The organism is Streptomyces sp. NPDC096324 (assembly GCF_044763015.1).
Taxonomy (GTDB): Bacteria; Actinomycetota; Actinomycetes; order Streptomycetales; family Streptomycetaceae; genus Streptomyces.
In genome coordinates, this window is sequence record NZ_JBIWFK010000002.1 from 367495 (window position 1) to 393584 (window position 26090).

The window sequence follows — 26090 nt, forward strand, 5'->3', positions numbered from 1 at the left end:
ACGCTCCGGGCCACTCCTCGCCGAGGAGCGGATCCGGACATCCTTCGCCCGCGGGCCCACCCCACGGGATCCCGGGGCGGTGGCGTGGGCGGGGCCCGCGTGGCGCGGCCGAGGGTGTCGCTATCGCACCAGGAGCGTGCGTACGCCTTCGGAGGTGAGGGTCAGGCCGTGCGGTGAGGCGGCGTCGATGATGAGGTCCAGATCGCCCGAGGGCCACTGGGCCGCGAGCGCGCCGAGCGGCACGAGGCGGTAGCGGGAGACGGAGGGCAGGAGCTCGGCCAGTTCCTGTTCCGAGGTGAACACCGGAACGACCTGTCCGCCTTCGGGATCGTCCAGGATGGGCAGGGCCACGGCGTGGGGGTCGGCGACGTCCGCGTCCGTGGCGTCGTCCGGTACGGGCACCAGTACGTCGCTGCCGGCGAGGGTGTCCAGCGCCTCGGTGTCGGACGTGTTCGTGGCGAGGGTGTCCAGGGCTTCCTGGGCGGGCGTCGCCTCGGGTGCGCTGGGGTGGTGGTTGTTCAAGGGCGTGTCCATGGCAGATCCCCGGGTCGTGGCGGGCGGGCGGCCACCCGGGAGGGTCTTGCTCCCGGGCGTGTCGTTCGGTCGCGTACCCAACGCTCCGCACGCCATTCATCCTGGCTCCCGGCCGGTGCGAGAGCGGCGGTCAGGCCGTCCCGCCCGGGCGTGGGACGCCCGGGCGGGGCCGCGGTGACCGCCGCCTCCGTATCTGTCCGCGGACGGGCTACTTCAGGTAGGGACCGTCCGTTCCGATCCTGCCGGGTCCGTTCAGTACGTAGACCCGCAGGTTCCCCTTGCCGGGCGCGGCCACCGTGAGCGTGCCGCCGGAGACGGTCTTCACGTCACCGGTGACGGCGTCCGTGTACGTGCCGTTCGGGATGCCGGTGAAGGTCGCGCCGCCGGTGACCGTGACCAGGGCGAAGCTGTCGGTCGATCCGCTGGTGTAGCGGCGCTTGAAGGCCATCGATCCGCTGACGCCGTCGGTCGAGTACTGACCCGACTGGAGGGCCGGGATCGCCCGGCGGATCTGGTTGAGCCGCTGGAGGTGCTTGACCAGCGGCTGTGCGAGGGTGGTCGCGACCTCGCCGCTCGCGGAGTCGGCCTTGCCGAAGTCGGAGGCCGTGACGCTCCCCGCGAGGTGGTCGCCGTAGTAGGCGCGTCCCGTCGTCGCCAGGGGGCAGGTCGGCCCGCAGTCGATCTGTTTGCCCTTCTGGAACTCGATCTCCGATCCGTAGTAGAGCGTGGGGATGCCGCGGAAGGTCCACATCAGGGCCATGTTCTCGGCCCAGGCGTCGGTGCCTCCGCTGTAGCGGGTGCTCGACTTGTTCGGGCCGTAGTCGTGGCTGTCGACGTAGACGACGTTGTACGTGGCGTCGTTGACGGAGTCGTCGGAGTCCTTGCCGTTGCTGTACGCGTTCTGCGCGTCACCGAAGTTCATGTGCATGCGCATGTCGATGATGTTCATCCCGGAGAACTGGCTGCGGTCCGGGGTGTGATAGCTGTTCCCGCTCAGGAAGGCGTTGGTGGAGGTGGGCTGGTTGCCGGTGCCGAGCTGCTCCTCGTAGGTGTACTGCTCGATGGCGGCCGTCTCGTCGTCGGCGCTGTAGTCCTTGCGTTCCTTCCAGGTGTAGAACTGCGCGGAGTGGTTCACCGAGCCGCGGTTCCACTTGTCGTTGACGAAGGCGCCGACCTCGCCGAAGACGAAGAAGTTCTTCGCCGCCTCCGTGCCGAACCGCTGGGTGACCCGGTCGTAGATGGCGGGCAGGAAGCGGCGGTTCCAGGTGACGCGTGGAATGTGGACGGCCGTGTCGACGCGGAATCCGTCGACGCCCATGTCGATGTACTTGTCGTACGCGCCGATCAAGTAGTTCTGGACGGTGGCGTTCTCGGTGTTGAAGTCGGCCAGGTCCTCGTGCAGCCAGCACGAACGCGAGTCCTCGCCCTCCCAGTTGCCGATCCAGCACTGGTGGTAGTACGCCTTCGGGAACATGCCCGAGGTGGGACTCGGCCACTGGCAGTTGTACAGGGTGTAGCCCTCGGCGCTCTTGCCGCCGGTGGGCTTGCCCCAGTTGAGGCAGGTGTTGCCGGAGGGTTCGGCGGTCGACCAGAGGTCGCCGTTGTAGTACGACTTCCCCGACTTGGGCTCGACGGTCAGACCGTCGTACACGAAGCCGTCGTTCTTCTCGTCGTAGTACCAGCTCCACTGGGAGTCGCGCACTCCGTAGACGGTCGGGGTGAACAGGCCCTTGGCACCCCAGCGGGAGCTGTGGTTGTAGACGACGTCCTGGTAGATCTTCATGCCCTTGGCGTGGGCCGCGTTGATCAGGTCCTGGTAGGAGGCGCCGGCGGATTCCAGGCGCGGGTCGACCTTGTAGAAGTCGTACCCGTGATAGCCGTGGTAGTCGTAGTCCGAACGGTTGAGGACGACCGGGGTGATCCACACGGCCGAGAACCCGAGGGCCTTGACGTAGTCGAGCTTGTCGACGAGACCCTTGAAGTCGCCGCGGAACATGGGGTCGTTGTTGGCCGCGTTGCCGGACTTGACGTCCTGGCTCCCGCCGCGGTTGTTGGAGCTGTCGCCGTCGTAGAAGCGGGCGGTGAGGACGAAGTAGATGGGGTCCTTGCGCGGATCGGTGCCGAGCGGTGTCCCGGCGGCCGGTGCGGGCGCCTTCTCCCCGGTCCTGACGGTGGCCGCGGCGGAGGCGGGCGAGGTGTTCCCGGCCGCGTCGACGGCCTTCACGGTGTAGGTGTAGTCGGTCTCCTCCTCAAGTCCCGTGTCGGAGTACACCGTCGAGCCGACGTCGGTGACGACGGTTCCCTTCGTGCCACCCGTGCGTGTGAGCTGATACTTCGTCACGGCGGTGTCGTCGGTGGACGGATCCCAGCTCACCACCACCGAGGTGTTCGTGGCGGTCGCCTTCACCCCGGCGGGCGTGGTCGGCGCCTGGGTGTCGGGGGCCTGCGCAGCGCAGGGGTCCTTGGCGTCGGAGGTGACCGTCCGGTCCTTCACGGTCGTGGTGCCGGACGGGATCGCGTAGTCGGCGCTGTTGTTGTTGTCCCAGACGCCGTTGCCGTTGTTGAAGGCCGCCTTGAGCGACGTGGCGGTTCCGATGTCGAGGGTCTTCTTCCACCATCCGGTGCAGGCGCTCTCCATGCCGACGCCGGGGACCGTCGTCCAGGAGCCGCCCGTCGGCGCGTAGTGGATGTTGGCGGTGGTCCAGCCCGAGGTGGCGGTCGAGTAGTACACGGTGGCCTGGTTGCCGGAGCCCGTACCGGTGTCGGCGCACGGGTCGCTGTGGGCGATCACCCCGTCCTTGACGGTGATGGTGCCGGTGCCCAGCGCGTAGTTGTTGCCGCCGTTGTTGTCCCAGGTGCCGCTTCCGTTGTTGAAGGTGGCCTGGAGCCCGGCGGCCGAACCGAGGTCGACGGTCTTCTTCACCCAGTCCGTGCAGGCCGCCTCCATCTGCACGCCGGGCACGGTGGTCCAGGAACCGCCGTCCGGCGCGTAGTGGAGGTAGGTGGACGGCCAGTTCTTGGTCTTCGTGTAGTAGAAGACGGTCGCCGTCGTGGAGGTGGCGGCCGTGCTCTCCATGGGGACGGACCCCGTGTCCGGCGGGGTCAGTCCGAACAGTCCGGTCACCGCCAGGAGCGCCATCAGCGCTCTCAGGGGCGGGCGTCCACGTCTGCGGCTCATGGGGCGGCTCCGATGCGGGTGCGGGGAAGGGGAGTTGGCGGGGAGGAGGTGCCTTGCAAGGAGAACCGGCAAGTTCCTGAAAGGACTTGCGGCCCGGAAGCTACAGGTCCATGACAGCCACGTAAAGAGATGTGACAACGACCGTGGCGCGCGGTGCGTGCCCGACGCCCCGGGTCAGGTGGGAGACGGCCACGCGCGGTGGCATTTCGGACCCCGTCAGGCGTAGGCCCCGCTACGCACGGTGAGCACGGCGGGCCCCGGTCAGGCGGAGGTCAAGAAACCCCCGGGCGCGGGCAATCCCCTCGTCACCCGGTGAGAAGCTGTGGCCGGACCGGCGTATTCAAGGCGGAAGGGCATCCGCAGCCGCGCCCTTCCCCGACCGGAGGTACCTCGAGCGTGACCATCACCAAGGAAGCCCCGCCGCCGGTCCGGCGGCGGGACGAGGACGACCGCCGGGGCCGGCAGGGCTGGAACTTCAACTCCCCGCTCGCCCTGACGATGCTCCTGCTGCTGGTCGTCGCGGCGCAGGGACCGATCCGCGGGACGCTGTCCGCCCCGGTGATGCAGAGCTGGATGACCGTGTTCGTCGCGGTGGTGGTCCAGGCCCTGCCCTTCCTCGTCCTGGGCGTCCTGCTGTCGGCGGTCATCGCGGTGTTCGTCCCGCCGTCGTTCTTCGCCCGCGCGCTGCCGAAGCGTCCGGCGCTCGCGGTGCCGGTCGCCGGGATGGCGGGGGCGATCCTGCCCGGCTGCGAGTGCGCCTCCGTGCCCGTCGCCGGGGCGCTGGTGCGCCGCGGCGTCACCCCGGCCGCCGCGCTGGCGTTCCTCCTGTCCGCCCCGGCGATCAACCCGATCGTGCTGACCGCGACCGCCGTCGCCTTCCCCCGCAACCCGGAGATGGTTCTCGCCCGCTTCGTGGCCAGCCTTCTCGTGGCCTGCGCGATGGGCTGGCTGTGGCAGCGCCTCGGCCGCGCCGACTGGCTGCGCCAGCCGGCCCGCCCCGCGCACGAGGGCCAGGGCAAGGGGGCCGCGTTCTGGGGGTCGGTGCGGCACGACATCATGCACGCGGGCGGGTTCCTCGTACTGGGCGCGATGGCCGCCGCCACGCTCAAGGCCGTCGTCCCGGCGAGCTGGCTGCACGCCGCGGCCGGAAATCCGGTGGTGTCCGTCCTGGCCCTGGCGATCCTGGCCGTCCTGCTGTCGATCTGCTCCGAGGCCGACGCGTTCGTGGTCGCCTCGCTCACCCAGTTCTCGCTCACCGCCCGGCTGGCGTTCCTGGTCGTCGGCCCGATGATCGACCTGAAACTCTTCGCGATGCAGGTCGGCACGTTCGGCCGCGGCTTCGCGACACGGTTCGCGCCCACCACCTTCGCCCTGGCGATCCTCGTGTCCGTACTGATCGGGGCGGTGCTCCTGTGAACCGTCAGGCCCAGGCGGCCGTGCTCTTCCTCGTCGGCGCGGCGGTGCTGCACGCGAGCGTCACGGACCTCTATCTGCGGTACGTGAAGGCCGGGTTGCGGCCCCTGCTGCTCGCGGCCGGCGTGGTGCTCATCGTCACGGCCCTCGCGACGGTCTGGTACGAGATACGCGACCACCGGGCCTCCGCCGACCGGACCGGAGCCGGACACGAACCCGCGGACGCGGAGGACGACGGGCACGGTGACGGACACCGGCCCCTGGACGGCGACGAGCATGAGCCCCTGGGCAGCGACGGACACGGGGACGACCACGGTCACGGGCACGGTCATCGTGAGCCGCGGATCTCGTGGCTCCTCGTACTCCCGCTGCTCGCGCTCATCCTGGTCGCGCCGCCCGCCCTCGGCTCGTACAGCGCGATGCGCACCGGTACGGCGCTGCAGGCGCCCTTCGGCTATGCCAAGCTGCCCGCCGGTGACCCGGTCGCCCTCGGACTGGTCGACTACGCGAGCAGGGCCGCGTACGGCCACGGCCGCTCCCTCGGCGGCCGGCAGGTCAAGATCACGGGATTCGTCGCGCTCGACCGCTCCGGTGCTCCGTATCTCGTCCGCATGGCCCTCAACTGCTGTGCCGCGGACGCCCAGCCGGTCAAGATCGGCCTGTCCGGACGGACGCCGCCCGTCCTGCGGCCCGACACCTGGCTGGAAGTCACCGGCCGCTACACCGCCAAGCGCACGGCGGACCCGGTCAACGGCGGCATCATCCCGTACCTCGATGTCAGTTCGGCGCGGCCGGTCCCGACGCCGCGCGATCCGTACGACGAGAGCTGGAACAACTGAGCCGAGGGCGGGGCAAGTCCACGACACCCCGCCCTGGGCTCAGGCCTCGCGGTCCGGCAGATAGCTCGCGAGGCCACGCAGGATGATCTCCAGCCCGATGTCGAACCTCTCGTCGGAGGACTCCGTCACCATCGACCCGGACAGGGCTCGCAGATGGGGGAAGTCCTCTTCGGGCAGCGACGCGAAGTAGTTCTGCATCTCGTCGGCCATCTCACGCCAGTCGGGGCGGGCCAGCGAGCCACCGCCGGAGTGCTGGGCGGCCCGGTCCTGCCACATGCCCTCCTCCAGGACGAACCCGTCGATGTACGTGGAGATGAGGTCACCGGCCTCGGCGGCGATGCGGTCGGGCAGTCCGGCGGTGCGGAAGATGGCGAGCAACGCCTCGACGTACGGCAGCAGTTCGGCGGTGAAGGGAACGTGCGCCATGGAGATCCTGGCCATGTCGCGATGGGACAGCAGACGCCACCGCCAGGACCGCGCGTAGTCCCGCACCTGCTCCTGCCACCGCTCCGGGTCGGGTTCCGGCAGCGTGAAGCCGGCGAAGAGCCGGGTGTACATCAGCTCCAGAAGGTCGTCCTTGGAGCGGACGTAGGCGTAGAGGGCGGAGACCGCGACCTCCAGTTCCGCCGCCACCTGACGCATCGACAGCTTGTCGAGTCCGGACCGGTCCAGCACGACGAAGGCGGCTTCGACGATGCGCTCGCGGGACAGCGGCTCGCGCGCCGGGGTGGCGCGAGCGCGGACGGGACGCTCGCGCTCCCAGGGGGACGGCGGGGGTGATTCGGGGGTGCCGGCGGCCGCGTCGCTCATGACCACAGTCTAGGCGCCGGAGAGCAGTGTTCTCTCATGGAGAGCGGCGTTCACCTCGCCGCAACGCGATATATCTTGTCCGTGTCGCCGAGTTGCGCTATATCTTAATGAACGCCGTTCTCTTGATGAGCACTGTTCTGTTAGGGTGAACGGCGTTCACCGGCGTCTCGTCTCGTGTTTCTTCCTCCAAGACGGCAAGCCGGGCAGTCACACCCGTCCGCCCCACCGCGCTCCGGTCGACCCGGCGCGGCCTCTTCGCGAGGAGTTTCCGATGTCCACCACCGGTGTCGCGTCCGCCGAGACGCCCATCGACTCACCAGCGCCCTACCGGTGGCGCTGGGCTGCGCTGTTCGTGATCCTCGCGGCCGAGGTGATGGACCTCCTCGACGCCGTCGTCACGAACATCGCCGGTCCCTCCATGCGGGCCGACCTCGGCGGCGGCGCCTCCACGCTCCAGTGGCTCGCCGCCGCCTACACCCTCTCGATGGCCGTCGGGCTCGTCACCGGAGGACGGCTCGGCGACATTCACGGACGCCGCACGATGTTCCTGGTCGGAGCCGCCGGCTTCACCTTCGGTTCGCTGCTGTGCGCGGTGTCCGTGTCGCCCGGGATGCTGATCGGCGCGCGGGTCGTGCAAGGACTGTTCGGCGCGGTGATGCTGCCGCAGGGCCTCGGCATGATCAAGGAGATGTTCCCGCCGAAGGAGTCGCAGAAGGCCTTCGGCATGTTCGGCCCGGTCATGGGCCTGTCCGCGGTGTGCGGGCCGATCCTGGCGGGCTGGCTGGTCGACGCCGACTACTTCGGCACCGGCTGGCGCATGATCTTCCTCATCAACCTGCCGCTGGGCGCCGCCGCCATCCTCGGTGCCGTGCGCTACCTGCCGAAGGGCCGGTCCGAGAGCAAGCCCCGGCTCGACATCCCCGGCATGATCCTGGTCTCCGTGGCCGCGCTGCTCCTCATCTTCCCGCTCGTCCAGGGCCGTGAGTACGACTGGCCCGCGTGGACGTTCCTGATGATGGGCGCCTCCGTCGTCGTCTTCGTCGCCTTCGCCGTGTACGAGTCGCGCCGCAACAAGGCCGGCCAGGACCCGCTGGTCGTCCCCAGCCTCTTCCGCAAGCGCGGCTTCAGCGGCGGCATGATCCTCGGACTGGTCTTCTTCTCGGCCATGCAGGGCTTCATGCTCGTCTTCAACCTCTACACCCAGATCGGCCTCGGCTACTCGCCGCTCAAGGCGGGTCTGGTGATGGTGCCCTGGTCGGGCGGCATGATCGTCGGCTTCGGCGTCGCCCAGGGTGTGGTCCGGTTCGGCCGGACCGTGCTCCAGGCGGGCGCGCTGGTCATGGCCCTCGGCGTCTTCGGCGTGTGGCTGACCCTCGACCAGGTGGGGTCCGACGTCGGCCCCTGGCAGCTCCTTCCGTCGCTGCTCGTGACGGGCATCGGGATGGGCCTGCTCATGGCTCCGTTCTTCGACATCGTGCTCGCCAGCGTGGAGCAGCACGAGACGGGTTCGGCGTCCGGCACGATGACCGCGGTCCAGCAGCTCGGCGGCGCCTTCGGCGTGGCCATCCTCGGCACGGTGTTCTTCGGTCTGCTGGGCGGCGGGATCGCCACCGCCGTCGACCACCGTTCGGACGGTCTGCGAAGCCAACTCACGGCCGCGCATGTCGCGCCCGAAGCCCAGGACCGCATCGTGGCGGGCCTGCGTGCCTGTGCCGCGGACCGCGCCACCGCCAAGGACTTCGAAGTGACCCCGGCGTCCTGCGCCCGCCTGGAGAAGGAGACCCGGTCCGCCGTGACCTCGCCCGAGGACGGCGCCCGGATACCGGCCGCACTCCAGGCCACCGCGTCGTCTGCCTTCCGGAGCGGTTTCGGCTCCGTCATGCAGACGGTGCTCTGGATCGTGGACGGCATGCTGGCGCTGACGTTCCTGCTGGCGTTCCTGCTGCCGCGGCACGCGCGGCCCGAGGAGTCGGCGGGGCACTGAGACACGGGCACGAGGCGGGGCTTCATCGCGGGGCCGCGGCTGCGGCATCCGGGAACGGGACGGCCGGGTACCCCCAGGGGTGCCCGGCCGTCCCGTTCTCCGCGCGGTCACTCCCAGGGCGACGCTCCGTGCCGGTACCCCCTGCCCATCGGCGCGGAGCGCGACGCGTACCGTGCAAGCGAGTGGAAGGCGCCCGGGTCGGCACGACGCGGTGCGCCGGTCCGAGGGCCCTCGGCACCGCTCACCAGGTGCGGGAGCCGTCACACCCGACCGCCCCGCCCGGCCCCCTGTCCACACCGCACCGTCATCCACACCGCACCGTCCCGGGAGGACGAGCCCCGTGCTCACGTCGTACGCAGCCCACTTCGACACACCCGCCGGGTATCTCGACTTCGCACGGTTCGGTCCGCCGTCGCGGGACGCCGTGGCCGCCACCGCGCGGGCCATGGAGGAGGCCGCTCGCGCCGACCACACCACCGTGGACGGCCTGATGCGCGCGGAGTCGCTCGCCCGCGACACGGCCGCTCGCCTCGCGGGCACCGACAGCCGGCACACCGTGCTGCTCCCCAACACCTCGACCGGCCTGTTCCACGCGGCCCTCGGCATCCCGACGGGCGTGGTCCTCACCCCCCGTACCGACTTCCCGGCCAACCACTATCCATGGCGACGGACCGCGGACCTGGGCCGGGCCACGCCCCGCTGGCTCGACCCGGCGCCGGGCAGCGGCGTCACGCCCGACCTGGTGCGTGCCGCGCTGACCGACGACGTCGTCGCGGTGTCCGTCAGCGCCGTGGACTTCCGCACCGGATTCCGCGCGGACCTCGCGGCGCTGCGCGAGGCGATCGGACCGGACAGGTTGCTGATCGTGGACGCCATCCAGGCGTTCGGCGTGGCAGAGATGGACTGGGACGCGGCCGACGTGGTGGTGGCGGGCGGCCAGAAGTGGCTGCGCGCGGGCTGGGCAACAGGATTCGCGACGTTGTCCGACCGCGCGCTGGAGTCCCTGGAACCGGTCCTCACCGGCTGGACGGGCGTCGAGGAGGTCGGCGTCTTCGACGGCGAGGAACACCCACCGGCGGCGGACGCGCGGCGCTGGTCGATCACGAACCTCAGCCCGGTGACGGCAGCGGCGTTCGCGGCCGCGCTGGAGTTGGTGGAGCGACACACCATCGCGGCGATCGAGGGCGCCGTCGCCACCCGGATCGCCGAACTCACCGAGACGGTCACGGCACACGGCGGCCGCATCCTCTCCCCCACCCACCCGGCACGCCGCGCGGGCATCCTCTCCTTCACGATGCCGGACCGCGACCCGTCCGTCGTGGCAAAGGCCCTACAGGCCGAGGGTGTCACCCCGACAGTACGCACCGACTCACTCCGCTTCTCCCCCCATGCCTCGACGCCGCCGGAGGTCTCCGAACGGGTGGCGGCGGCCCTGTCGTCACTGGGGAACTCATGAGGTTCGGCTGACGAGATGACCGGGGAACAGCGGGGAATCGCGCCGGTTGGCCGAGGCTCACGTATGGTCGCGCGTCAAGGGTGAATCGCGGGAGGACGGCACGGGACGGTGCCGGGGATGGGGGACCGTGAGCAGGAGACGCTACGTCGCCCGCGGCGTGCCGGGGGCTACCGGATCTGGAACAGCCGCGGACGTCGCTGGTGGGGCGATCTCTACGAGTTGTGTCCTGACGATCTCGTTGCCGAACTCAACGGCCAGGCGGACCCCGCACGGATCACCGTGCTGATGAAGCGCTACAGGGAACAGAAGCGGTAGGTCCCCGGGAGCACGGATCACGAGTGCGCCCGCCATCGCGCCGTGGCCGAAGCCGTCGCCCGGTCGACCGGACGCTTCCCCCAGCCCTCGTACCAGGGCCGGTCGTGCTCGACGTCGAGGCGTACTCCCTCTGTACTGATCACCGCCACACGCCGGCGCCAACGACGTCTCCCCGTCACCCGAGTTGTGAGCGGGGATCCCTCCTTCTTCGTCCCGAGCCCGACTGACGATCCGCGTCGGTCCCGGACGAGCTTCGGCCACGCCGGTGATGTCAGTCCGCTCACGTATCCTTCCCGCCACCGCACACCGACTGGGAGGACCGAGAGAATTGACTGCCCTGCCCGCTTTCCCGCTGCCCTTTCATGCTTCGCGTTCCATATCGTTCGCGACACCGCGAACGCTGCGGGAACTTCAGATCATGCAGTGCAGCTCGCATATCCGAGCGAAGCCGGGGTGGTTCGACAAAATGAACGACGCCGGCATCGTGGCCAAGTGGACACGGGAAGCGGTCGCTCAGGGCCTCACCGAAGCGCAAGTTCGTTTCGTGCTTGACGAACTCGCGCACTACGCCGCGCTGCGGGACGCACGAACCGGCGTCGAGGTCTCCGCCGTCGACGGGGTGTGGCAGTCGGACACGCTGGTCGACGACAAGCTCAGAACCCGGCTGCGCGAGGCGGTTCGGGCTCTGGAGCAAGTCCCCGAGGCAGAACGGGACTGGCATCCCGGATCCGACGGCCAGGTACTGGATCTGGTCCACCCCTCACTGTTCTGCCTGGTGAGAGACGTCGGCGGCTCACCCGAGCGGGCTTGGCGGAACCCGACAAACCGCTACTCGAAGTACGAGTTCTCGGAGAAGTTCCAGTGGCTGCCCACGGACGTCGACGTCAGTGACGACGGCGATGTCGCCTTCCGTTCCTACGTCAACAACGTCCATCCCGAGACTCACCGCGAACTGGCCTCCGTCCTCCCGGACTTGTTCGCGAGCATGCGTCCGCTGCTGGAGAACGTGCTCACCGATCTGCGCCATCCACGACCCCTGCGGATCGAGGCCGATCCCTACGGGTGGTACGACTCGGAGCCGGAGTATCCGAACAAGTCCTCCTTCAGCGATGACGGGACGGCCTACGCGGAGGCCGTCCGCGCATGGGAAGAGGCCCACGACGACTGGTGGGAGACCCGCCGCCCGGCCATTCCGGACGCCCCGGCCTTCGCCCCGCCCGAGGCGCCCGACGAATCCGCCCGGGTCGACCTGCGCGGTCGCCGCCTCCAGGTCATCGTCAAGCTCGCCACCATTCAACTCACCCCGGACAAGCCCGAGTACGCCGGGGGTTCCTGGCATGTCGAGGGGATGCTGAACGAGCGGATCGTCTCGACCGGCATCTACTACTGGGACAGCGAGAACATCACCGAGAGCCGGCTGAGCTTCCGGGCGGCGCTCGACGACCCGAACTACGAACAGAGTGACGACAACGGGGTGCGTGAGGTCTACGGCCTGGAGAACGAGGACGCACTGAACCAGGTGCTGGGATCGGCGTCGACCCCGGCGGGCCGCTGTCTGGCGTTCCCGAACATGCTGCAACACCGCGTCGGCTCATTCCGCCTCACGGACGACACCCGCCCGGGCTGTCGCAAGATTCTCGCGTTCTTCCTGGTCGACCCGTCGGAAACGATCGTCTCGACCTCCGATGTGCCACCGCAGCAACCCTGGTCCGAGACCTCGACCATGACGCTTGAGCAGGCCAAGAACTACCGCGAACAGCTCATGCGGGAACGCAAGTTCTTCGTCGACGAACACAACGAGCAGCTCTACGAACGGGAATTCTCCCTCTGCGAGCACTGAGGATCCCGGCCCGTCGGCTTCGGCATGTGCAGGTCGTCGCCCGCGCCGAGGTGGTGCGGCGGCACCACCGGCGCGGCCCGCACGACATGACCTCGGCGCCACGGTGGCCGGCCGGGCAGGGCCGCGGGGGCGTGGCTAGTTGGTTCCGGCGGTGAGTTCGCCGAACAGCTTGTTCGCGGCGTGGGAGGTGAACTGCCGCTGGAGTTCGGCGCGGGCGATCTGCTTGCGGAACGCGCCTTCGTATCCGGTGAAGCCGGCGTCGTGCATGATGTCGGTGATCCAGGTCGCGAACGCCTGGTAGTTCCAGATGTGGGGCAGGCAGGTCTCGGAGTAGGTGTCGAGGAGGCTGCCGTCGCCGTCTGTGAACTTGCGGATGACGGCGCGGGCGAAGACCTCCGCGTCGTGCAGGGCGAGGTGGATTCCCTTGGCACTCATCGGAGGCACGATGTGGGCGGCGTCTCCCAGAAGGTGGAGCCGGCCGTAGCTCATCGGGTCGAAGACCACGCTGCGCAGCGGCACGATCTGCTTGCTGACGATCTCACCACGCGACACGGGACAGCCGAAGCGGGCTTCAAGTTCGCTCCAGATGCGCTCGTCCGGCCACCGCTCAGGAGTGTCGTCGACCGGGCACTGGAGGTAGATGCGGCTGGCCTCGGGGCCGCGGGGGATCATGCCGGCCAAGCCCAGTCCGTGAATCGCCATACCGGAGGGGCTGGTGGGGACCGTGGCGAGGGCGCTGAGCCAGGAGTAGCCGTATTCGTGGGAGTACTGGGTCAGCGCTGACGCGGGGATGGTACGGCGGCTCACACCGTGAAAGCCGTCGCAGCCGGCGATGAGGTCGCAGTCGACCGCGGTCGACGTGCCGTCGGCGTTCCGGTACCGCACGACGGGACGCTCGGCGGTGACGTCCTGAAGGGTGACGTCGGCGGCCTCGTAGCGCAGGTGTCCGCCTTCGCGCAGGAAGACGTCGGTGAGGTTGCGGACGAGGACCTGCTGCGGGCAGTAGAGGCTTTCGTTGTCGTCGTCCACGTCGATCGGCATCGCTTCGCCGTCGATGTAGAAGCCGCCCTCGCTGTGCGGGACGGGTTCGCCTTCCAGCACCTCCTCCAGGCCCCAGTCGCGGAACATGCGCACGCCGAAGGCGTCGATGGTGCCGGCGCGCTGGCGCTGCTCCACGTACGCGCGGGGGTGCTTCTCCAGCACGACGCAGTCGACGCCGTTGCGCAGCAGCAAGGTGCCGAGCGTCAGCCCGGCGACTCCTGCTCCGATGATGACGACGGCCGTGTCTTCGCGTGTCTCGGTCATGAATGTACGGGCCTTCCGTGTTCCGGGCGGTTGCTGAGCGCGCCGGGATCGCAGCGCATCGGCGCCGCCTCGATCATGCGACGCGCGCTCACTCACCACTGTGGAAGTGCCGCGATGTCGGAATCCACCGGCGGTCGGACAGCCGGTACCGAAAAGCCGCCAACCTGTCGGGGGCCGGGCCTCATGTCGGCGCAAAAGGGGTGGGACGGCTACGTTCAGCGAGCGCGGAGGGTCGCTCGATAGCGGCCGGGCGTCTGACCGACGACCTCCGTGAAGGCATTGATGAAGCTGGAGGGGTTGGACCAGCCGCACGCAACCGCGGTGTCGGTCACGGACATGCCGTCGGTGAGGTGAGCGAGCGCGTGATGGATGCGCAAGATGGTGCGCCAGCGGTGAAAGCTCATGCTCAGCTCCGCATGGAACAGGCGGCTCAACGTGCGCTCGCTCGCCCCCACCGCCCGGCCCAGCTCCGCCAGGGTGGCAGGACGCGCCGGATCCTCGTGCAGCGGATCCGTGGCCGCACGCAGCCGGTCGTCCACCGGCTCGGGCAGATGCAGGGACGACTCCGCGGCATCGGCCAGCTCGTCCACGACGACGGCGAGGAGCCGCCGGTGCGCCCCGGGCCGCCTCTCCGGCTCGTCGGTGAGGGCCAGCAGGGCTTCGCGCAGCAGCGGGCTCACCGTGAAGACGCTGGGGTGGTCCACGAGTTCGCCGCACAGGTCGAGCGGGACGACCACCAGGCGCACGTCGGTCGGTCCGTAGAAGCGGTGCGCGTGGGCGAAGCGCGGGGGTGTCCAGGTGATCCTGTTGGCCGGAGCGACCCAGGTTCCCCGTTCCGTGGCGGTGGCGAGCGCCCCCGCGGCGGCGTAGACGAGCTGGCCCTGGGCGTGACTGTGCGGGTCCAGCCGGAAACCGTGCGGCAGCCAGGCACCCCCTTGCAGAATCGGCTCGTCCGATGGCGCGGGCGTCGTCGAAGCTTGGCGGGTTCTCGGCATCAGGTGCCAGATTACCGGTGCCCCCGACGTCCTTCGAGGCCTTGGTCTCGCGGAAACCGGCAGGGGCATCCGGCTTCATCGGGCTCGGCCGGAAGGCGCGAGTTCGCGGATGCCCGTACGGGTCCGGCGCTTGTGCAGTTCGATGGCCAGCGGTGTTGCGGTGAACATCGAGGAGTAGGTGCCCACCACGAGGCCGATGAGGAGAGCGAGGGCGAAATCGGTCAAGGTGTCGCCGCCGAGGACGGCCAGTGCGGTGAGAATGAAGGCGGCCCCCATACCGGTGTTGACGGTGCGGGGCAGCGTCTGAAGGAGGGCCCGGTCGGCGATGCGGGCGAAGGGCTCAGCGACCTCGCGGCGGCCGAGTTCCCTGATCCGGTCGAAGACGACGACGGAGTCGTTGACCGAGTAGCCGATGACGGTCAGCAGCGCGGCCAGGAAGACACCGTCGACGGGCTTGCCGAGCCAGGCGAAGACACCGATGAGGATCACGACGTCGTGGGCGAGCGCGGCGACCGCGGAGGTTCCCAGCAGCCAACGGAAACGTGCAGCGAGATAGACGAGTTGGGCGGCCAGGGCGACCAGCAGGGCGATGAGCGCGCCCTGGCGAAGTTCCTTGCCGAGGCTGGGCCCGATCGCTTCGTCCCGGATCGTGTCGGCTCGGCCCGCCAGGCCGGTGACGGTATCGGTGACGGCCGCCGCCTGGGCGTCGCTCAACTGCCCGGTGCGGACGGTGAGCTGGTTCTCGCCGGAGCTCTGGACGACGGCCCGGGGGAAGCCGGCCTCGGAGAGCGCGCTGCGGGCCCGATCGGGATGGACGGGAGTGGCCGTGGTGTATTCCACGAGACGGCCACCGGTGAATTCGACGCCGAAGTCCAGGCCCCGTACGGCGATCCCGGAAGCGGCGAGGACGAGGACGGCCACGGAGGCCGCCAGCCACCGGCGCGGGTGGCCCATCAGGTTCGGGGCGGTGCGGCTGAGACGGTCGCGGACGATGCCGGTGTGGGCGATGCCCGTCAGCCGCGGGCGGCGGCGCAGTCGGGGGCGGGCGACCGCGTACTCGGCCAGGGCGCGCGTGATGACCAGGGCGCTGACCATGGAGGCGAGCACGCCGATCCCCAGAGTGACTCCGAAGCCGCGCACGGGCCCGGAGGCGAGGAAGAACAGCAGGCCGGCGGCGATCAACGTGGTGATGTTGGAGTCGGCGATCGCGCTGAAGGCCTGGCGGAAGCCGGCGTTCAGTGCCGACCGTGGAGTGGGGCGACGGCGGGAGGCGTACTCCTCGCGGGCCCGTTCGAAGACCAGCACATTGGCGTCGACGGCCATGCCGATGGCAAGGACGAACCCGGCGAGGCCCGGCAGTGTCAGGGTGGCGCCGAGAACGGCCAGAGCGGCGTAGGAGATCAGTCCGTAACAGGCCAGGGCCACGGTGGCCAGGACGCCCATGATCCGGTACACGGCGATGATGAAGAGTGCGGTCAGAGCGGTACCGATCACGGCTGCCCAGGCGCCGGCCGTGATCGCCTCCGCTCCCAGGGTCGCGCCGACGGTGCGTTGTTCGATGGTCTCGACCGGTACCGGCAGGGCGCCGCCGTTGATGAGCAGGGCCAGTTCCTTGGCCTCGCCGTCGTCGAAGGATCCGGTGATCCGGGTGGAACCGCCGCTGATGCCGGACCGGCACTCCACCGATGGATCGACCTGCGGTGAAGAGATGATCTTGTTGTCCAGGACAATGGCGACCCGGCGGGTGGGTTCCCCGGCCGCGTGACACGCGGCCTCGCCGGTCAGACGGGCCCACCGCCCTTCACCGGCTCCTGTGAAGTCGACGGTCACATGCCATCCGGCACCGCCCTGCGGGTCGAAGCGGGCGGCTGCCTTGTCCACGTCGTTGCCGGTCAAGGAGGCGTCCCGCAGGCGCAGCAGGCCGCCCGACTCGTCGGGCATCACCTGCTCGCGGGCCCGCTTGGGCAGGGGATCCGATACGTCGTCGGTACTGACCGCCGTGCCGAGCACCTGGTGGAAGGTGAGCTGGGCCGTGCGGCCGAGCACGTCGGCCGCCTTCCGTGGATCCTGCAGGCCGGGCAGTTCTACGACGATCCGGTCGCTTCCGGAGCGGGTGACGGTGGGTTCGGTGACACCGAGCGCGTCGATACGCCCGCGGAGCACCTCCACGGTGCGATCCGTGACGTCGGACTCGGACTCGGTATCGGCGTCTGGGTCTGCGTCTGCGTCTGCGTGGATGGTTGGGCGGGTCTCCAGCACGATCTGGGTGCCTCCCCGCAGATCGAGTCCGAGGGTGACGGGCACGGTGAGTGCGACGTACAGGGAAAGGGCGACAGTGACGAGGGCGATCAGGCCTCTGATGTGCGGGGATCGGTTCACAGGGTGCCTCCGGCAGGCATGCCGCGGCCAGGACACCGGCCACGGCCAGGAAGTGAGAAGCGGGGAAGGAGGTTCAGATGCCGGAGGGCCATGGAGGTGCCCGTACCCCATGACGGTGCGGGGGTTGCCCGGACGCGCGGGGGCCCACGGCGCAGAGCGGGGGCCGCGCGGGCCGGAGCGGGTTGACGGCCGGGCCACCACGTGACGCACCCGGGGCGGAGAGCGGCGGAGCCTGACGCTCTCCGGCGGCATCCCGAAGGTTTCGCACGGAAGCGGCGGTGAGGGCGGGATCCCCACGGTCCATGTACGGGTCGCTGTGCACCGACACGTCCTCGGCGCCGCACGCCGTACAGACGGACGCCGTACAGACGGACGCGGTGCTGACGGACGCGGTGTCGACGGCTGCCGTAACGACGGGCGCAGAACCAACGGACGCCCGGGAGTTCTCGCCGCCCGGAGCAGACGGGCCGAGCAAGGTGAGGAGCGCGGCGAGCAAATACGCCAGCACCACCGCCGGACCATGGGGGCGGCGCGGAAGGACAGGCACGTACCGGGCCATCCCCGCCCCTTCGGTCTCGATGATGATCTGGCGGCCGTGGCCGCGGCCGCGGCCTGGGCCGGTTGCCGTCCCGGTTGCCGTCCGGCTCGGCCTGCGCCTGCGCCTGCGCGGCGAACCCGGGTGTCGAGCCTCAGAGCCCCGGTTCGGGGGAAGGGGGCCGGGGCCCTGAGGCGGTCGGTGGGCTCAGGCCTCGATGAGGCCGACGCGAATCGCGTAGCGGGTGAGTTCCAGCCGGTCACGCAGGCCGAGCTTGTGCAGCAGGTTCTCCCGATGCCGATGAACGGTCTTGATGCTGATGAAGAGCATCTCGGCGATCTCCTTGGAGGAGTGGCCCTCGGCCACGAGCTTGAGGACCTCCTCCTCACGCGCCGTCAGCACCTGCTCCGGTGGCTCCTCGCCCCGGCGGACACGGTCCAGATAGTTGCGGACGAGCGCGGTGACCGCGCCGGGATACAGGAAGGGCTCGTCCCGCATGGCGGCGCGGCATGCCGCCACCAGGTCGCGATCGGCCACGGACTTCAGCACATAACCGCTGGCTCCGGCCTTCAGCGCCTGGAAGAAGTACTGCTCGTTGTCATGCATGGTCAGCATCAGCACCCGTAGGTGCGGCTTGAGCGCGAGGAGTTCCCGGGTGGCCTGCAGGCCGGTCATCCGGGGCATGGCGATGTCCATCACGGCCAGGTCGACCTCGTGGGTGCGGGCCAGGTCGACGGCCTCCGCGCCGTCCCCGGCCTCGGCGACGACCTCGAGGTCGGGCTCCCGGTCGAGGATGAGCCGCACACCGCGACGTACCAGCGCGTGGTCGTCGGCGAGGAGGATGCGGATCACGGAGGTGTGGGGCGTGCTCATGGCTGCTTCCTGACGGAGGGCACGGTCAGCCGGACCTGTGTGCCGGCCTGCGGTGGAGAGGTGACGTCCAGCGTGGCCCCGATCAGCAGGGCCCGCTCGCGCATGCCGCGGATTCCCGCCCCTTCGCGGGCGACTCCGTTTCCGCGGCCGTCGTCGACGACGGCGAGCACGACGGCCTCATCGGTGTGCCGCAGGCTCACCTCGACCTGACTCGCCTCGGCATGGCGGGCCGCGTTCGTCAGGGCTTCCTGGGCTACGCGGTACAGCACCAGCTCCGTCTGCTGGTCCAGCACCGGCAGGCCGGTGTCGAAACGGCGCACCACGCGCAGCCCGACGTGTGTGGAGAACTCTTCGGTCAGCGAGGTCAGGGCACTGATCAGACCGAGGTCCTCCAGCACGCCCGGCCGCAGACGACGCGCCAGACGGCGCACCTCGTCCAGGCTCCCCCGGGTGATCTCCTGTACCTGCCGCAGATCACCGCGCAGGGGCTCGTCCGCGTCGGCGGCGGCCCGCTCCAGCGCGAGCAGGATCGCGGTCATGCTCTGGCCCACCTCGTCGTGCAGCTCCTGGGCGATGCGGCGCCGCTCCGCTTCCTGTGCGAGCAGGACGCGGGCGCTGCTGGAGGCCCGTTCCTGTTCGAGGCGGTCGAGCATCGCGTTGAAGGTGCGGATCAGTTCGGCGGTCTCGCCGCGGCCCCCTTCCGGCAGCCGCTGCCCGGGGCGCAGCAGATCGACGGTGGCCATCAGCCGGGTGAGCCGGTCGAGGGGGGCCAGTCCGATCCGCAGCATGGCCGCGTTGGCGACCAGCATGACGACCAGGCCGGCCACGAGGATGACCGCCTCGGTCAGCACCACGGGCACGGAGACGGTCACGGGAGCCCACAGCAGCAGCGCGGTGGCGCTTCCCAGCACGACCGCGTTGAGTGCGAAGACCCGCCAGAACAGGGACACCCGGATGACGCCTTTCTCTGTGGGACATGGCCGCGTGTGTCATGGCCCTGCCTCTGCTGTCGGTCACCGCACATCCCGAGGATGAGCCGCGGCCACCGGTCCCGACCGGCCCATTGCCAGGCTGCCCGCTTCCTGGACCGGCGTCGATGGGCTCCAATGCCCATTTCCGGACCTGCGCCGCCCACGCCGCGATGGGCTCCGGGACCGGCAGGAGATGGGTATCGCGCCCGATGGTTTCCGCGTGGCCTTGCGACGACGGTGAAGGCATGAACCACAACCGCCCTCCCCCGGTCCCGGCTCCCCCGCCGACGCGCCGCCCGGCGCGACCCGCCTCCCCGTCGAAGGAAGGAACCACCATGTCACTCGATACGCCCCAGGCCGGAACCCGCCGCGAGCGGCTGACGGCACACGAGGCACTCCAGCGCCTCGAACACGAACGTTCCTCCCGCCTGTCGCAGCTACGCGCCATGGGCGAGGTCGCGCCGGACGGGCAGGAGCAGGCGATGGCCGCGCAGAAAGAGACCGTCAAACGCGTACTCACCGAGGTCGAGGCCGCCTTCGCCCGGGTCCAGGACGGCAGTTACGGCGTCTGCGGGACCTGTTCCGAAGCGATTCCGGTCGAGCGTCTGGAGATCCTGCCCCACACGCCGTTCTGCGTCCCCTGCCAGCGTAGCGCCGGCTGACAACCGCCCGTCCGCACTGCCCGGGGGTGAATGGGTGAACCACCAGATCATCGACGACCGCGCTACGGCTCTGTCGCCCGAGGACGTCGCCGTACTGCGCCAAGACCTGCGCGAGCAGCTCCTGTTCCGCCGGGAGCAACTGCAGCAGCTCTCGGACGCCGCGTCCCGTGCCGACGCGTTTCTCGACCATCGGACGGCCGCCCAGATGGAGGTCCGCGTCAAGCTCGCGGCCTCCGCGGGCATGGTCCTCGCCGACGTCGAAGCCGCCCTCGCGCGGATGGACCAGGGCCACTACGGAATCTGCCACCTGTGCCGCAGGCCCATGGCCCGCGAACAACTGATGATCGTGCCGCAGGCGCGTTACTGCGGCCGGTGCCAACACGTCCGGGAGGCCAGGCGGTGACGATTCCACTGGGGCCCGGCCCCGCGCCCGTACGGCACCGCATGTGGTCCCGGGGCCGGCCGTACGCCGGTATCGCCCTCGACCTGGGCAGCGCCCGCACGCGTGCTTGGATGTCGGGGCGACGCATGATCCTCGACGTACCTACGGTGACCTTCCCGGGCACCGGCGCCTCTTACCCCATCCAGCGCGGCACCATCGTCGACGCACCCGGAACCGCCCGGATGCTGAACCGGCTGCTCGGCCATCGCCTGCCCCGCTTCGGCCGTCCGTTGGTCGTCCTGACCACGCCCGTACTGGGGGGAATCGCCTACCGGGCCCAGGCCCGCAGCGCGGTCGACGTCCTGCGCCCGCGTTCGGTCCTGACCGTCCCGACCGCGCGTGCCGTGGCCGTCGCCGCCGACGCCGACCCGACCTGTCCGCTGCTCGTCGTGGACATCGGCGCACACCTCACGGAGGTCACGCTGCTCGCCGACGGCGCGGTGACGGACGCGCGCCACACCGCCCTGGGCACCAGCGACCTGGACGGCCGCACCCCGCCCGCGAGGATCACCGAGGCGGTCGTCGCCATGGTGACCACCATGCTGGAGCAGGACCACACCTCGCAGACGTACGAGGCCCTCCACCGGGGCGCCCTGCTGGCCGGCGGGGGCGCGCTGCGGCCCGAGATCACCTATCGCCTCGCCGACCGACTGCACGCGCCGGTCCAGCCCGTCCCCGCGCCGCACACGGCGGCGGTCCGCGGCGCCGCGAAACTCCTGCGGGCAGCCCGGGCCCACCCCTCCGCCCAGGCCATCACGGACCCCGCACACCGCCGCTAGCCCCCCGTCCCCACACCCCGCGTTCCACCACCCACATCCCCGCACGACCGGACGAGGCCGCCACGCGTTCACGGGCCGGAGCGGCACAACCCTCGGGTTGCCGAGCGGCAATCGACTGCCGTGCGCCGCCCGGAGCCAAGCCGGTTCAGCGTGTCCCGTTCCCGTGGGGGCGTGCGGAGGGCCGGAACAGGCCCAGGCGGGCGTTGTGTTCGCGCTGCCGTTCGGCCACGGCACGGGCCGGCTTCAGTACGAGTCGCTGCAGCCGCCGCGCCGCCTCGAGATGGTCGGCGGTCCATACGACCCGGATGGCGGTCGGTGACTGCTCGCTCCTCCCGTCGACGAGGTCACGCTCGACCGCGTGGATCAGCCGTTCGTCGGCCCCGACATCCCTGGGCTGTGCCTCGGGCACGTCGCCGGACCCTGTCATGGCGTTCGCCGTCGCCTCGTACCAGGAGAGCAGCGCGTCCCCCGAGCGATCGATCTCCGAGCGCGCGGCCGTACGGTCGGCACCCGACTGCCCCTGGTCCCGCTCCCACAGGTCGAGTACGGCGTCAGCGGTGAGCCGGAGCACGGCGACGGCGGTGACCAGGGTGGTGACGTCGGTCAGCGGGAGGTGCTTGGTGCCGCGTTCCGCGAGGAACCCCCGGAAGGCGTCGTCCAGTCGCCGGGCCGCCGCCGCGGCACGGTAGCGCTCCTCGTCCGGGAGCGGAGCGGTCCGTACGAGACTGTCGCAGCGGGTCACGCCGTAGCCGATCGCGCCGCGCAGATACCGGGTGCTCTCCGAGAACCCCTCCGCGAGGGCGTGCCCGAGGAGAGGCGCAGCACCGCGGGGCCAGAACAGCGTTCCCACGACGACGCTCACGGCGCATCCGATCGCGACGTCCTCGATCCGCACGATTCCCACGCGCCAGCCGACGGGTTCGAGGAGGTTGAACAGGATCAGGATCGAGACGGTGAAGCCGGCCTGGCCCGCGGCGAAGGAGATGGTCGCCGGGGCGAGGCCGGTGAAGAGCACGGCCACGGGGAGCAGGACCCAGAGGAACGGGGTGTTCGATCCGATGAGGTAGATCAGTCCACCACCGATGAGGATGCCGACCGCGGTGCCGGCGATCGCCCGCAGCGAGTTCTGCCCGGTCAGCACGGCACTGGAGCGCAGGACGGCCAGGGTTCCGAAGGCCACCCAGAAGCTGTGCTGCACACCCGACTGCTCGGCGACCAGCACGGCGAGAGCCAGCGCGATCGCGCCGCGGACGCTGTTGCGCAGCCACGCCGAGTGTCGCTCGGTGTGCGCACCCGCGCGTTCCTGGGCCGAGGCCAGGGTCGAGGCAGCGCCTTCGGGGCGTTGTCCGATGAGCCGCTGCCACAGGCTGCGCCCGCGCGCCGCGAGGATCAGCTCGACGTTCCTGGCGATGGCGGAGACCGCGAAGCTCATCTCCTGGGCGCGGAAGCTCGGTTCCAGCGAGCTCACGAAGCGTGTCGCGGTCGGATCCGGCCGTCTGTCGTCCTCGGGCTGCCCGGCCCGACGGCTATCGGTGGTGACCGGCCGGAACGAGGTGACGGTGTTCTCCATCGCCGACCGGGTCAGGGCAAGGCGTTCCTGCAACGGAGTCAGGTGTCCGGGCTCCTGGTCGTCAGTCGTGGACAGCGCCTCCGCGCTCGCTCGCAGCAGATCCGCGGCGGCCGTCTTCACCCCGCAGACGACCGCGTCCGAGGGGGTCGCCTTCTCGCCCACGGACACACGGTCCAGGACCGTGGCGAGCAGCAGCACCTCGTCGACCAGACGGATCAGGACGCGGGTGGACGTGGAGAGGCCCGTCGGCCGGTAGGGGGTGGCGAAGTACGCCTCGCGCAGCGCCGTCACCGCGTCGCTCGCCTCGCCCACGATCGTGTCGAGCGCCGTGCGGTCCGCCGTGCCGAAGCCGCGCAGTACGCAGTCCGCCTCGGCCCTGAGCTGTACGGCGAGCGCTCGGCACGCGTTGGCGGTGGCGTTCCGCAGCGGTTCACGCACGGGAGTGGGCCACAGCAGCCGGACGGCGAGGAGCGAGGTCACACCGGCCAGACCCCAGCCGGCGAGCCGGTCCGGGATCGCCTGTGCCGTCCCGGGAAGGGTGGCGGCCAGGACGAAACTCACGAGCAAGGGGGTGGAGGCGCCCGCCAGGGCCGAGCTGACGACACCGGAGAACAGCACGACGAAGCTGACGACCGCCGTGGCGACGGTGCACAGCCATACCTCGCGGGAGACCAGCGTTCCGAGGGAGATCAGCACGGCGCCCGTCACGACGAGTGCGGCCTGTTCGACGAGCCGGTCGCGCATGGGCCCCGCGAACTCCACGAACAGCAGCATCGCGATCGACCCGAACGCCGCGAAGAGCGGGACGACCGGGCTGTCCGTGATCGCCATCGCGACGGCGAAGAGGCCGGGAGCGACGATCGCGGCTCTGACAGACCTGCGGAGCGCGGTCAGACCCGCGTCGCGCCGAAGGAGGGACCGCAGGACGTTCACAGCAGACGCCTCCCAGACACATCCGGTCTCTCGCACGTCACGTCACTCTGACAGCTCGTCCTTTGAAGACACGTCAGGTTCCGACCCCGGGAGGGTCGCGCGACCCTGGTTCCGCCGCGAGGCGTCGCCCCTCGCGGAGAGGAGGCCGTGCCGCAAGCGCTGTCGTCCGCGGTTGTCGCTACATGCCCGCTGCGGGATCGCCCTTGCCGAGGCCTATCCACCAGTGCCCGTCGTCCTTCACCAGGAGCAGTTCCTGCCGCTGACCGGTGTCCTCGTACGTCACCGTCACCGGGTTGAAGTAGCTGACGACCCCCTCCCGTACGGTGACCTCGACGGGGCCGCCCGCCGCCCGGCCGTACGTGCGCACGTACTGTGCCGCGGCAGGCCCGGGCCGCTCGTAGGCGGGCCCGGCGAGCTCCGCGATTCCCTTCGCGTCTCCGCCCTTGAGCCGCTGGACGTAGACCCGCACGAGAGTGTCGACGTCCTCGGCCGTCTCCCGTACGTCGGGGTACCTGGACTTTTCCGCGCGCACCGTCACGTCGACCCTGGGGGCATCGGCCATGGCATAGGGCTCGCGGAACCCGTTCCACCACACGACTGCGGTGATCCCGGCGACCAGCAGGCCGCTGCCGAAGGAAAGGGCCAGTCTTTTCATATGCGCCTTTCTCCGTTACCAGTTGCACTTGACGCGATGAATGAGCAGTCGGTTCCCGCGCAAGGACGCCAACCGCCCTTCCGTGAGCCGACATGGTGGCCGCACGCACAGACGCCCCCGGAACTATGTTGTCCCATCACATGTGCGCCTGAACTGGCTGTTCCTACGGTGTGCCGACACGTACCCGTCCCCACCGCACACGAGGAAGTGGCGCACATGGCCTCCGCAGCATCCGCTCCCCCGACATCCGCCAACCTGAAGCGCATCGTCGCCGCCAGTCTCATCGGCACCACCATCGAGTGGTACGACTTCTTCCTCTACGGCTCGGCCGCCGCCCTGGTCTTCAACAAGCTGTTCTTCCCCGACTCCGACCCGCTCGTCGGCACGCTGCTGTCCTTCCTCACGTACGCGGTCGGGTTCGCGGCCCGCCCGCTTGGCGCGCTCGTCTTCGGGCACTTCGGTGACCGGCTCGGCCGCAAGCGGCTGCTGGTGCTGAGTCTGCTGCTGATGGGCGGGGCGACGTTCGCGATCGGTCTGCTGCCCACCCACGCCACCGTCGGCGCGGCGGCTCCCGTCCTGCTCACCACCCTGCGTCTGGTGCAGGGCTTCGCGTTGGGCGGCGAGTGGGGCGGCGCGGTTCTGCTGGTGTCCGAGCACGGTGACGCCAAGCGCAGGGGGTTCTGGGCGTCATGGCCGCAGACCGGCGCTCCGGCCGGCCAGCTCCTGGCGACCGGTGTGCTGTCGCTGCTCACCGCCACACAGTCGGACAGCACCTTCCTCTCCTGGGGCTGGCGCGTCCCGTTCCTCCTCTCCGGGGTCCTGGTCGTCGTCGGTTTGTGGATTCGTCTGTCTGTCGATGAATCGCCCGTCTTCAAGGAGGCGCTGGCGCGGTCCGAGGCCCGCAAGTCGGCCGGGACGGACGAGCCCGAGAAGCTCCCGTTGGTCTCCGTCCTGCGCCACCACTGGCGTGACGTGCTCGTCGCGATGGGCGCCCGCATGGCCGAGAACATCAGCTACTACGTGATCACCGCCTTCATCCTCGTGTACGCCACCACCTCCGCCGGCGTCTCCAAGCAGACCGCGCTCAACGCCGTTCTCATCGCCTCCGCCGTGCACTTCGCCGTGATCCCGGCTTGGGGCGCCCTCTCCGACCGCATCGGCCGCCGCCCCGTCTATCTGCTCGGCGCCGCGGGCGTCGGTCTCTGGATGTTCCCTTTCTTCTCCCTCATCGACACCGGCGGCTTCGCGAACCTGATCCTCGCCGTCACCGTGGGCCTGGTCCTGCACGGCGCCATGTACGCGCCCCAGGCCGCCTTCTTCTCCGAGATGTTCGCGACCCGGATGCGCTACTCGGGTGCCTCCATCGGGGCCCAGTTCGCCTCCGTCGCGGCGGGCGCGCCCGCGCCCCTCATCGCGACGGCCCTCCTCTCCTCCTACGACAGCTCCACTCCCATCTCCCTGTATGTGATCGGGGCGGTCGTCCTGACCCTGATCGCGGTGGGCTTCGCCAAGGAGACCCGCGACCGCGACCTGTCCGCCGTCGACGCCGTGACCGACGACCGGCCGGCTCCGGTCGCGCCGGCGGACGCCCACACGGTCTGACGCCGGCCCACACGGTCTGA

Annotated in this window: 19 protein-coding genes and 1 pseudogene; 10 read left to right on the forward strand and 10 right to left on the reverse strand. The window is 70.1% G+C overall.

Annotated features, from left to right (window positions below; genetic code table 11):
• Nucleotides 1-120 precede the first annotated feature (120 nt).
• Entirely contained in the window at nt 121-534 is a 414-nt protein-coding gene (locus ACIQ7M_RS05135; RefSeq protein WP_355772933.1) for an SseB family protein, read from the reverse strand.
• A gap of 208 nt (nt 535-742) precedes the next feature.
• Nucleotides 743-3610 carry a carbohydrate binding domain-containing protein gene (locus tag ACIQ7M_RS05140; protein ID WP_403640902.1) on the reverse strand — a complete coding sequence of 956 codons (2868 nt, stop codon included), beginning with the start codon at nt 3608-3610 and terminating at the stop codon, nt 743-745.
• Between the two features lie 498 nt (nt 3611-4108).
• Between ACIQ7M_RS05140 and ACIQ7M_RS05145 the strand changes: the two genes are divergently transcribed.
• Complete coding sequence (locus ACIQ7M_RS05145) at nt 4109-5128, forward strand: permease (protein ID WP_403639858.1); 1020 nt, start codon at nt 4109-4111, stop codon at nt 5126-5128.
• Nucleotides 5125-5964, forward strand: a complete 840-nt coding sequence (locus tag ACIQ7M_RS05150; RefSeq protein WP_403639861.1) for a TIGR03943 family putative permease subunit — start codon at nt 5125-5127, stop codon at nt 5962-5964. Before ACIQ7M_RS05145 ends, ACIQ7M_RS05150 begins: the two co-directional genes overlap by 4 nt.
• Nucleotides 5965-6003: 39 nt before the next feature.
• Here the strand turns inward: ACIQ7M_RS05150 and ACIQ7M_RS05155 are convergent, their stop codons facing one another.
• Nucleotides 6004-6774, reverse strand: a complete 771-nt coding sequence (locus ACIQ7M_RS05155; RefSeq protein WP_403639864.1) for a TetR/AcrR family transcriptional regulator — start codon at nt 6772-6774, stop codon at nt 6004-6006.
• Between the two features lie 271 nt (nt 6775-7045).
• On the opposite strand from ACIQ7M_RS05155, the gene ACIQ7M_RS05160 reads away from it, so the two are divergent.
• The 4 genes and pseudogenes from ACIQ7M_RS05160 to ACIQ7M_RS05175 all read left to right on the forward strand — a co-directional run bounded on the left by ACIQ7M_RS05160 (nt 7046) and on the right by ACIQ7M_RS05175 (nt 12369).
• Nucleotides 7046-8758, forward strand: a complete 1713-nt coding sequence (locus tag ACIQ7M_RS05160) for an MFS transporter (RefSeq protein ID WP_386975759.1) — start codon at nt 7046-7048, stop codon at nt 8756-8758.
• 340 nt (nt 8759-9098) lie between these two features.
• Nucleotides 9099-10214, forward strand: a complete 1116-nt coding sequence (locus tag ACIQ7M_RS05165; RefSeq protein ID WP_403639867.1) for an aminotransferase class V-fold PLP-dependent enzyme — start codon at nt 9099-9101, stop codon at nt 10212-10214.
• Between the two features lie 127 nt (nt 10215-10341).
• A pseudogene (locus tag ACIQ7M_RS05170) lies at nt 10342-10529 on the forward strand (hypothetical protein).
• 328 nt (nt 10530-10857) lie between these two features.
• Nucleotides 10858-12369, forward strand: a complete 1512-nt coding sequence (locus ACIQ7M_RS05175; RefSeq protein ID WP_403639870.1) for a DUF4246 domain-containing protein — start codon at nt 10858-10860, stop codon at nt 12367-12369.
• Between the two features lie 135 nt (nt 12370-12504).
• Here ACIQ7M_RS05175 and ACIQ7M_RS05180 read toward each other — a convergent pair whose 3' ends face one another.
• The 5 genes from ACIQ7M_RS05180 to ACIQ7M_RS05200 form a co-directional block, all read right to left on the reverse strand.
• Nucleotides 12505-13674 carry a 4-hydroxybenzoate 3-monooxygenase gene (locus tag ACIQ7M_RS05180; protein WP_403639873.1) on the reverse strand — a complete coding sequence of 390 codons (1170 nt, stop codon included), beginning with the start codon at nt 13672-13674 and terminating at the stop codon, nt 12505-12507.
• A gap of 215 nt (nt 13675-13889) precedes the next feature.
• Nucleotides 13890-14669 carry a helix-turn-helix domain-containing protein gene (locus ACIQ7M_RS05185; protein ID WP_403639876.1) on the reverse strand — a complete coding sequence of 260 codons (780 nt, stop codon included), beginning with the start codon at nt 14667-14669 and terminating at the stop codon, nt 13890-13892.
• A 75-nt stretch (nt 14670-14744) separates the two neighbouring features.
• Complete coding sequence (gene secD / locus ACIQ7M_RS05190) at nt 14745-17048, reverse strand: protein translocase subunit SecD (RefSeq protein WP_403639879.1); 2304 nt, start codon at nt 17046-17048, stop codon at nt 14745-14747.
• A 742-nt stretch (nt 17049-17790) separates the two neighbouring features.
• Nucleotides 17791-18456 (reverse strand): response regulator transcription factor, encoded by a 666-nt coding sequence (locus tag ACIQ7M_RS05195; RefSeq protein WP_355766427.1) that lies wholly within the window; start codon nt 18454-18456, stop codon nt 17791-17793.
• Nucleotides 18453-19406, reverse strand: coding sequence for a HAMP domain-containing sensor histidine kinase (locus ACIQ7M_RS05200; RefSeq protein WP_403639883.1), 954 nt, complete (start codon nt 19404-19406; stop codon nt 18453-18455). Before ACIQ7M_RS05200 ends, ACIQ7M_RS05195 begins: the two co-directional genes overlap by 4 nt.
• Before the next feature lie 356 nt (nt 19407-19762).
• Between ACIQ7M_RS05200 and ACIQ7M_RS05205 the strand changes: the two genes are divergently transcribed.
• The 3 genes from ACIQ7M_RS05205 to ACIQ7M_RS05215 are packed head-to-tail and all read left to right on the forward strand — an operon-like array spanning nt 19763 to nt 21310.
• Nucleotides 19763-20089: a TraR/DksA family transcriptional regulator gene (locus ACIQ7M_RS05205; RefSeq protein ID WP_403639885.1), complete on the forward strand. Its 327-nt coding sequence runs from the start codon at nt 19763-19765 to the stop codon at nt 20087-20089.
• Between the two features lie 34 nt (nt 20090-20123).
• Nucleotides 20124-20492 carry a hypothetical protein gene (locus tag ACIQ7M_RS05210; RefSeq protein WP_355766434.1) on the forward strand — a complete coding sequence of 123 codons (369 nt, stop codon included), beginning with the start codon at nt 20124-20126 and terminating at the stop codon, nt 20490-20492.
• 41 nt (nt 20493-20533) lie between these two features.
• Complete coding sequence (locus ACIQ7M_RS05215) at nt 20534-21310, forward strand: hypothetical protein (RefSeq protein ID WP_403640905.1); 777 nt, start codon at nt 20534-20536, stop codon at nt 21308-21310.
• A 145-nt stretch (nt 21311-21455) separates the two neighbouring features.
• Here the strand turns inward: ACIQ7M_RS05215 and ACIQ7M_RS05220 are convergent, their stop codons facing one another.
• The gene (locus tag ACIQ7M_RS05220; RefSeq protein ID WP_403639888.1) at nt 21456-23813 is read right to left on the reverse strand and encodes an FUSC family protein; all 2358 of its coding nucleotides are present in this window, start codon (nt 23811-23813) and stop codon (nt 21456-21458) included.
• Between the two features lie 178 nt (nt 23814-23991).
• On the reverse strand, nt 23992-24468 hold the full coding sequence (locus ACIQ7M_RS05225) for a hypothetical protein (RefSeq protein ID WP_403639891.1): 477 nt from the start codon (nt 24466-24468) through the stop codon (nt 23992-23994).
• Between the two features lie 216 nt (nt 24469-24684).
• On the opposite strand from ACIQ7M_RS05225, the gene ACIQ7M_RS05230 reads away from it, so the two are divergent.
• Nucleotides 24685-26070, forward strand: coding sequence for an MFS transporter (locus ACIQ7M_RS05230; RefSeq protein WP_386979696.1), 1386 nt, complete (start codon nt 24685-24687; stop codon nt 26068-26070).
• The last annotated feature ends 20 nt before the right edge of the window (nt 26071-26090 follow it).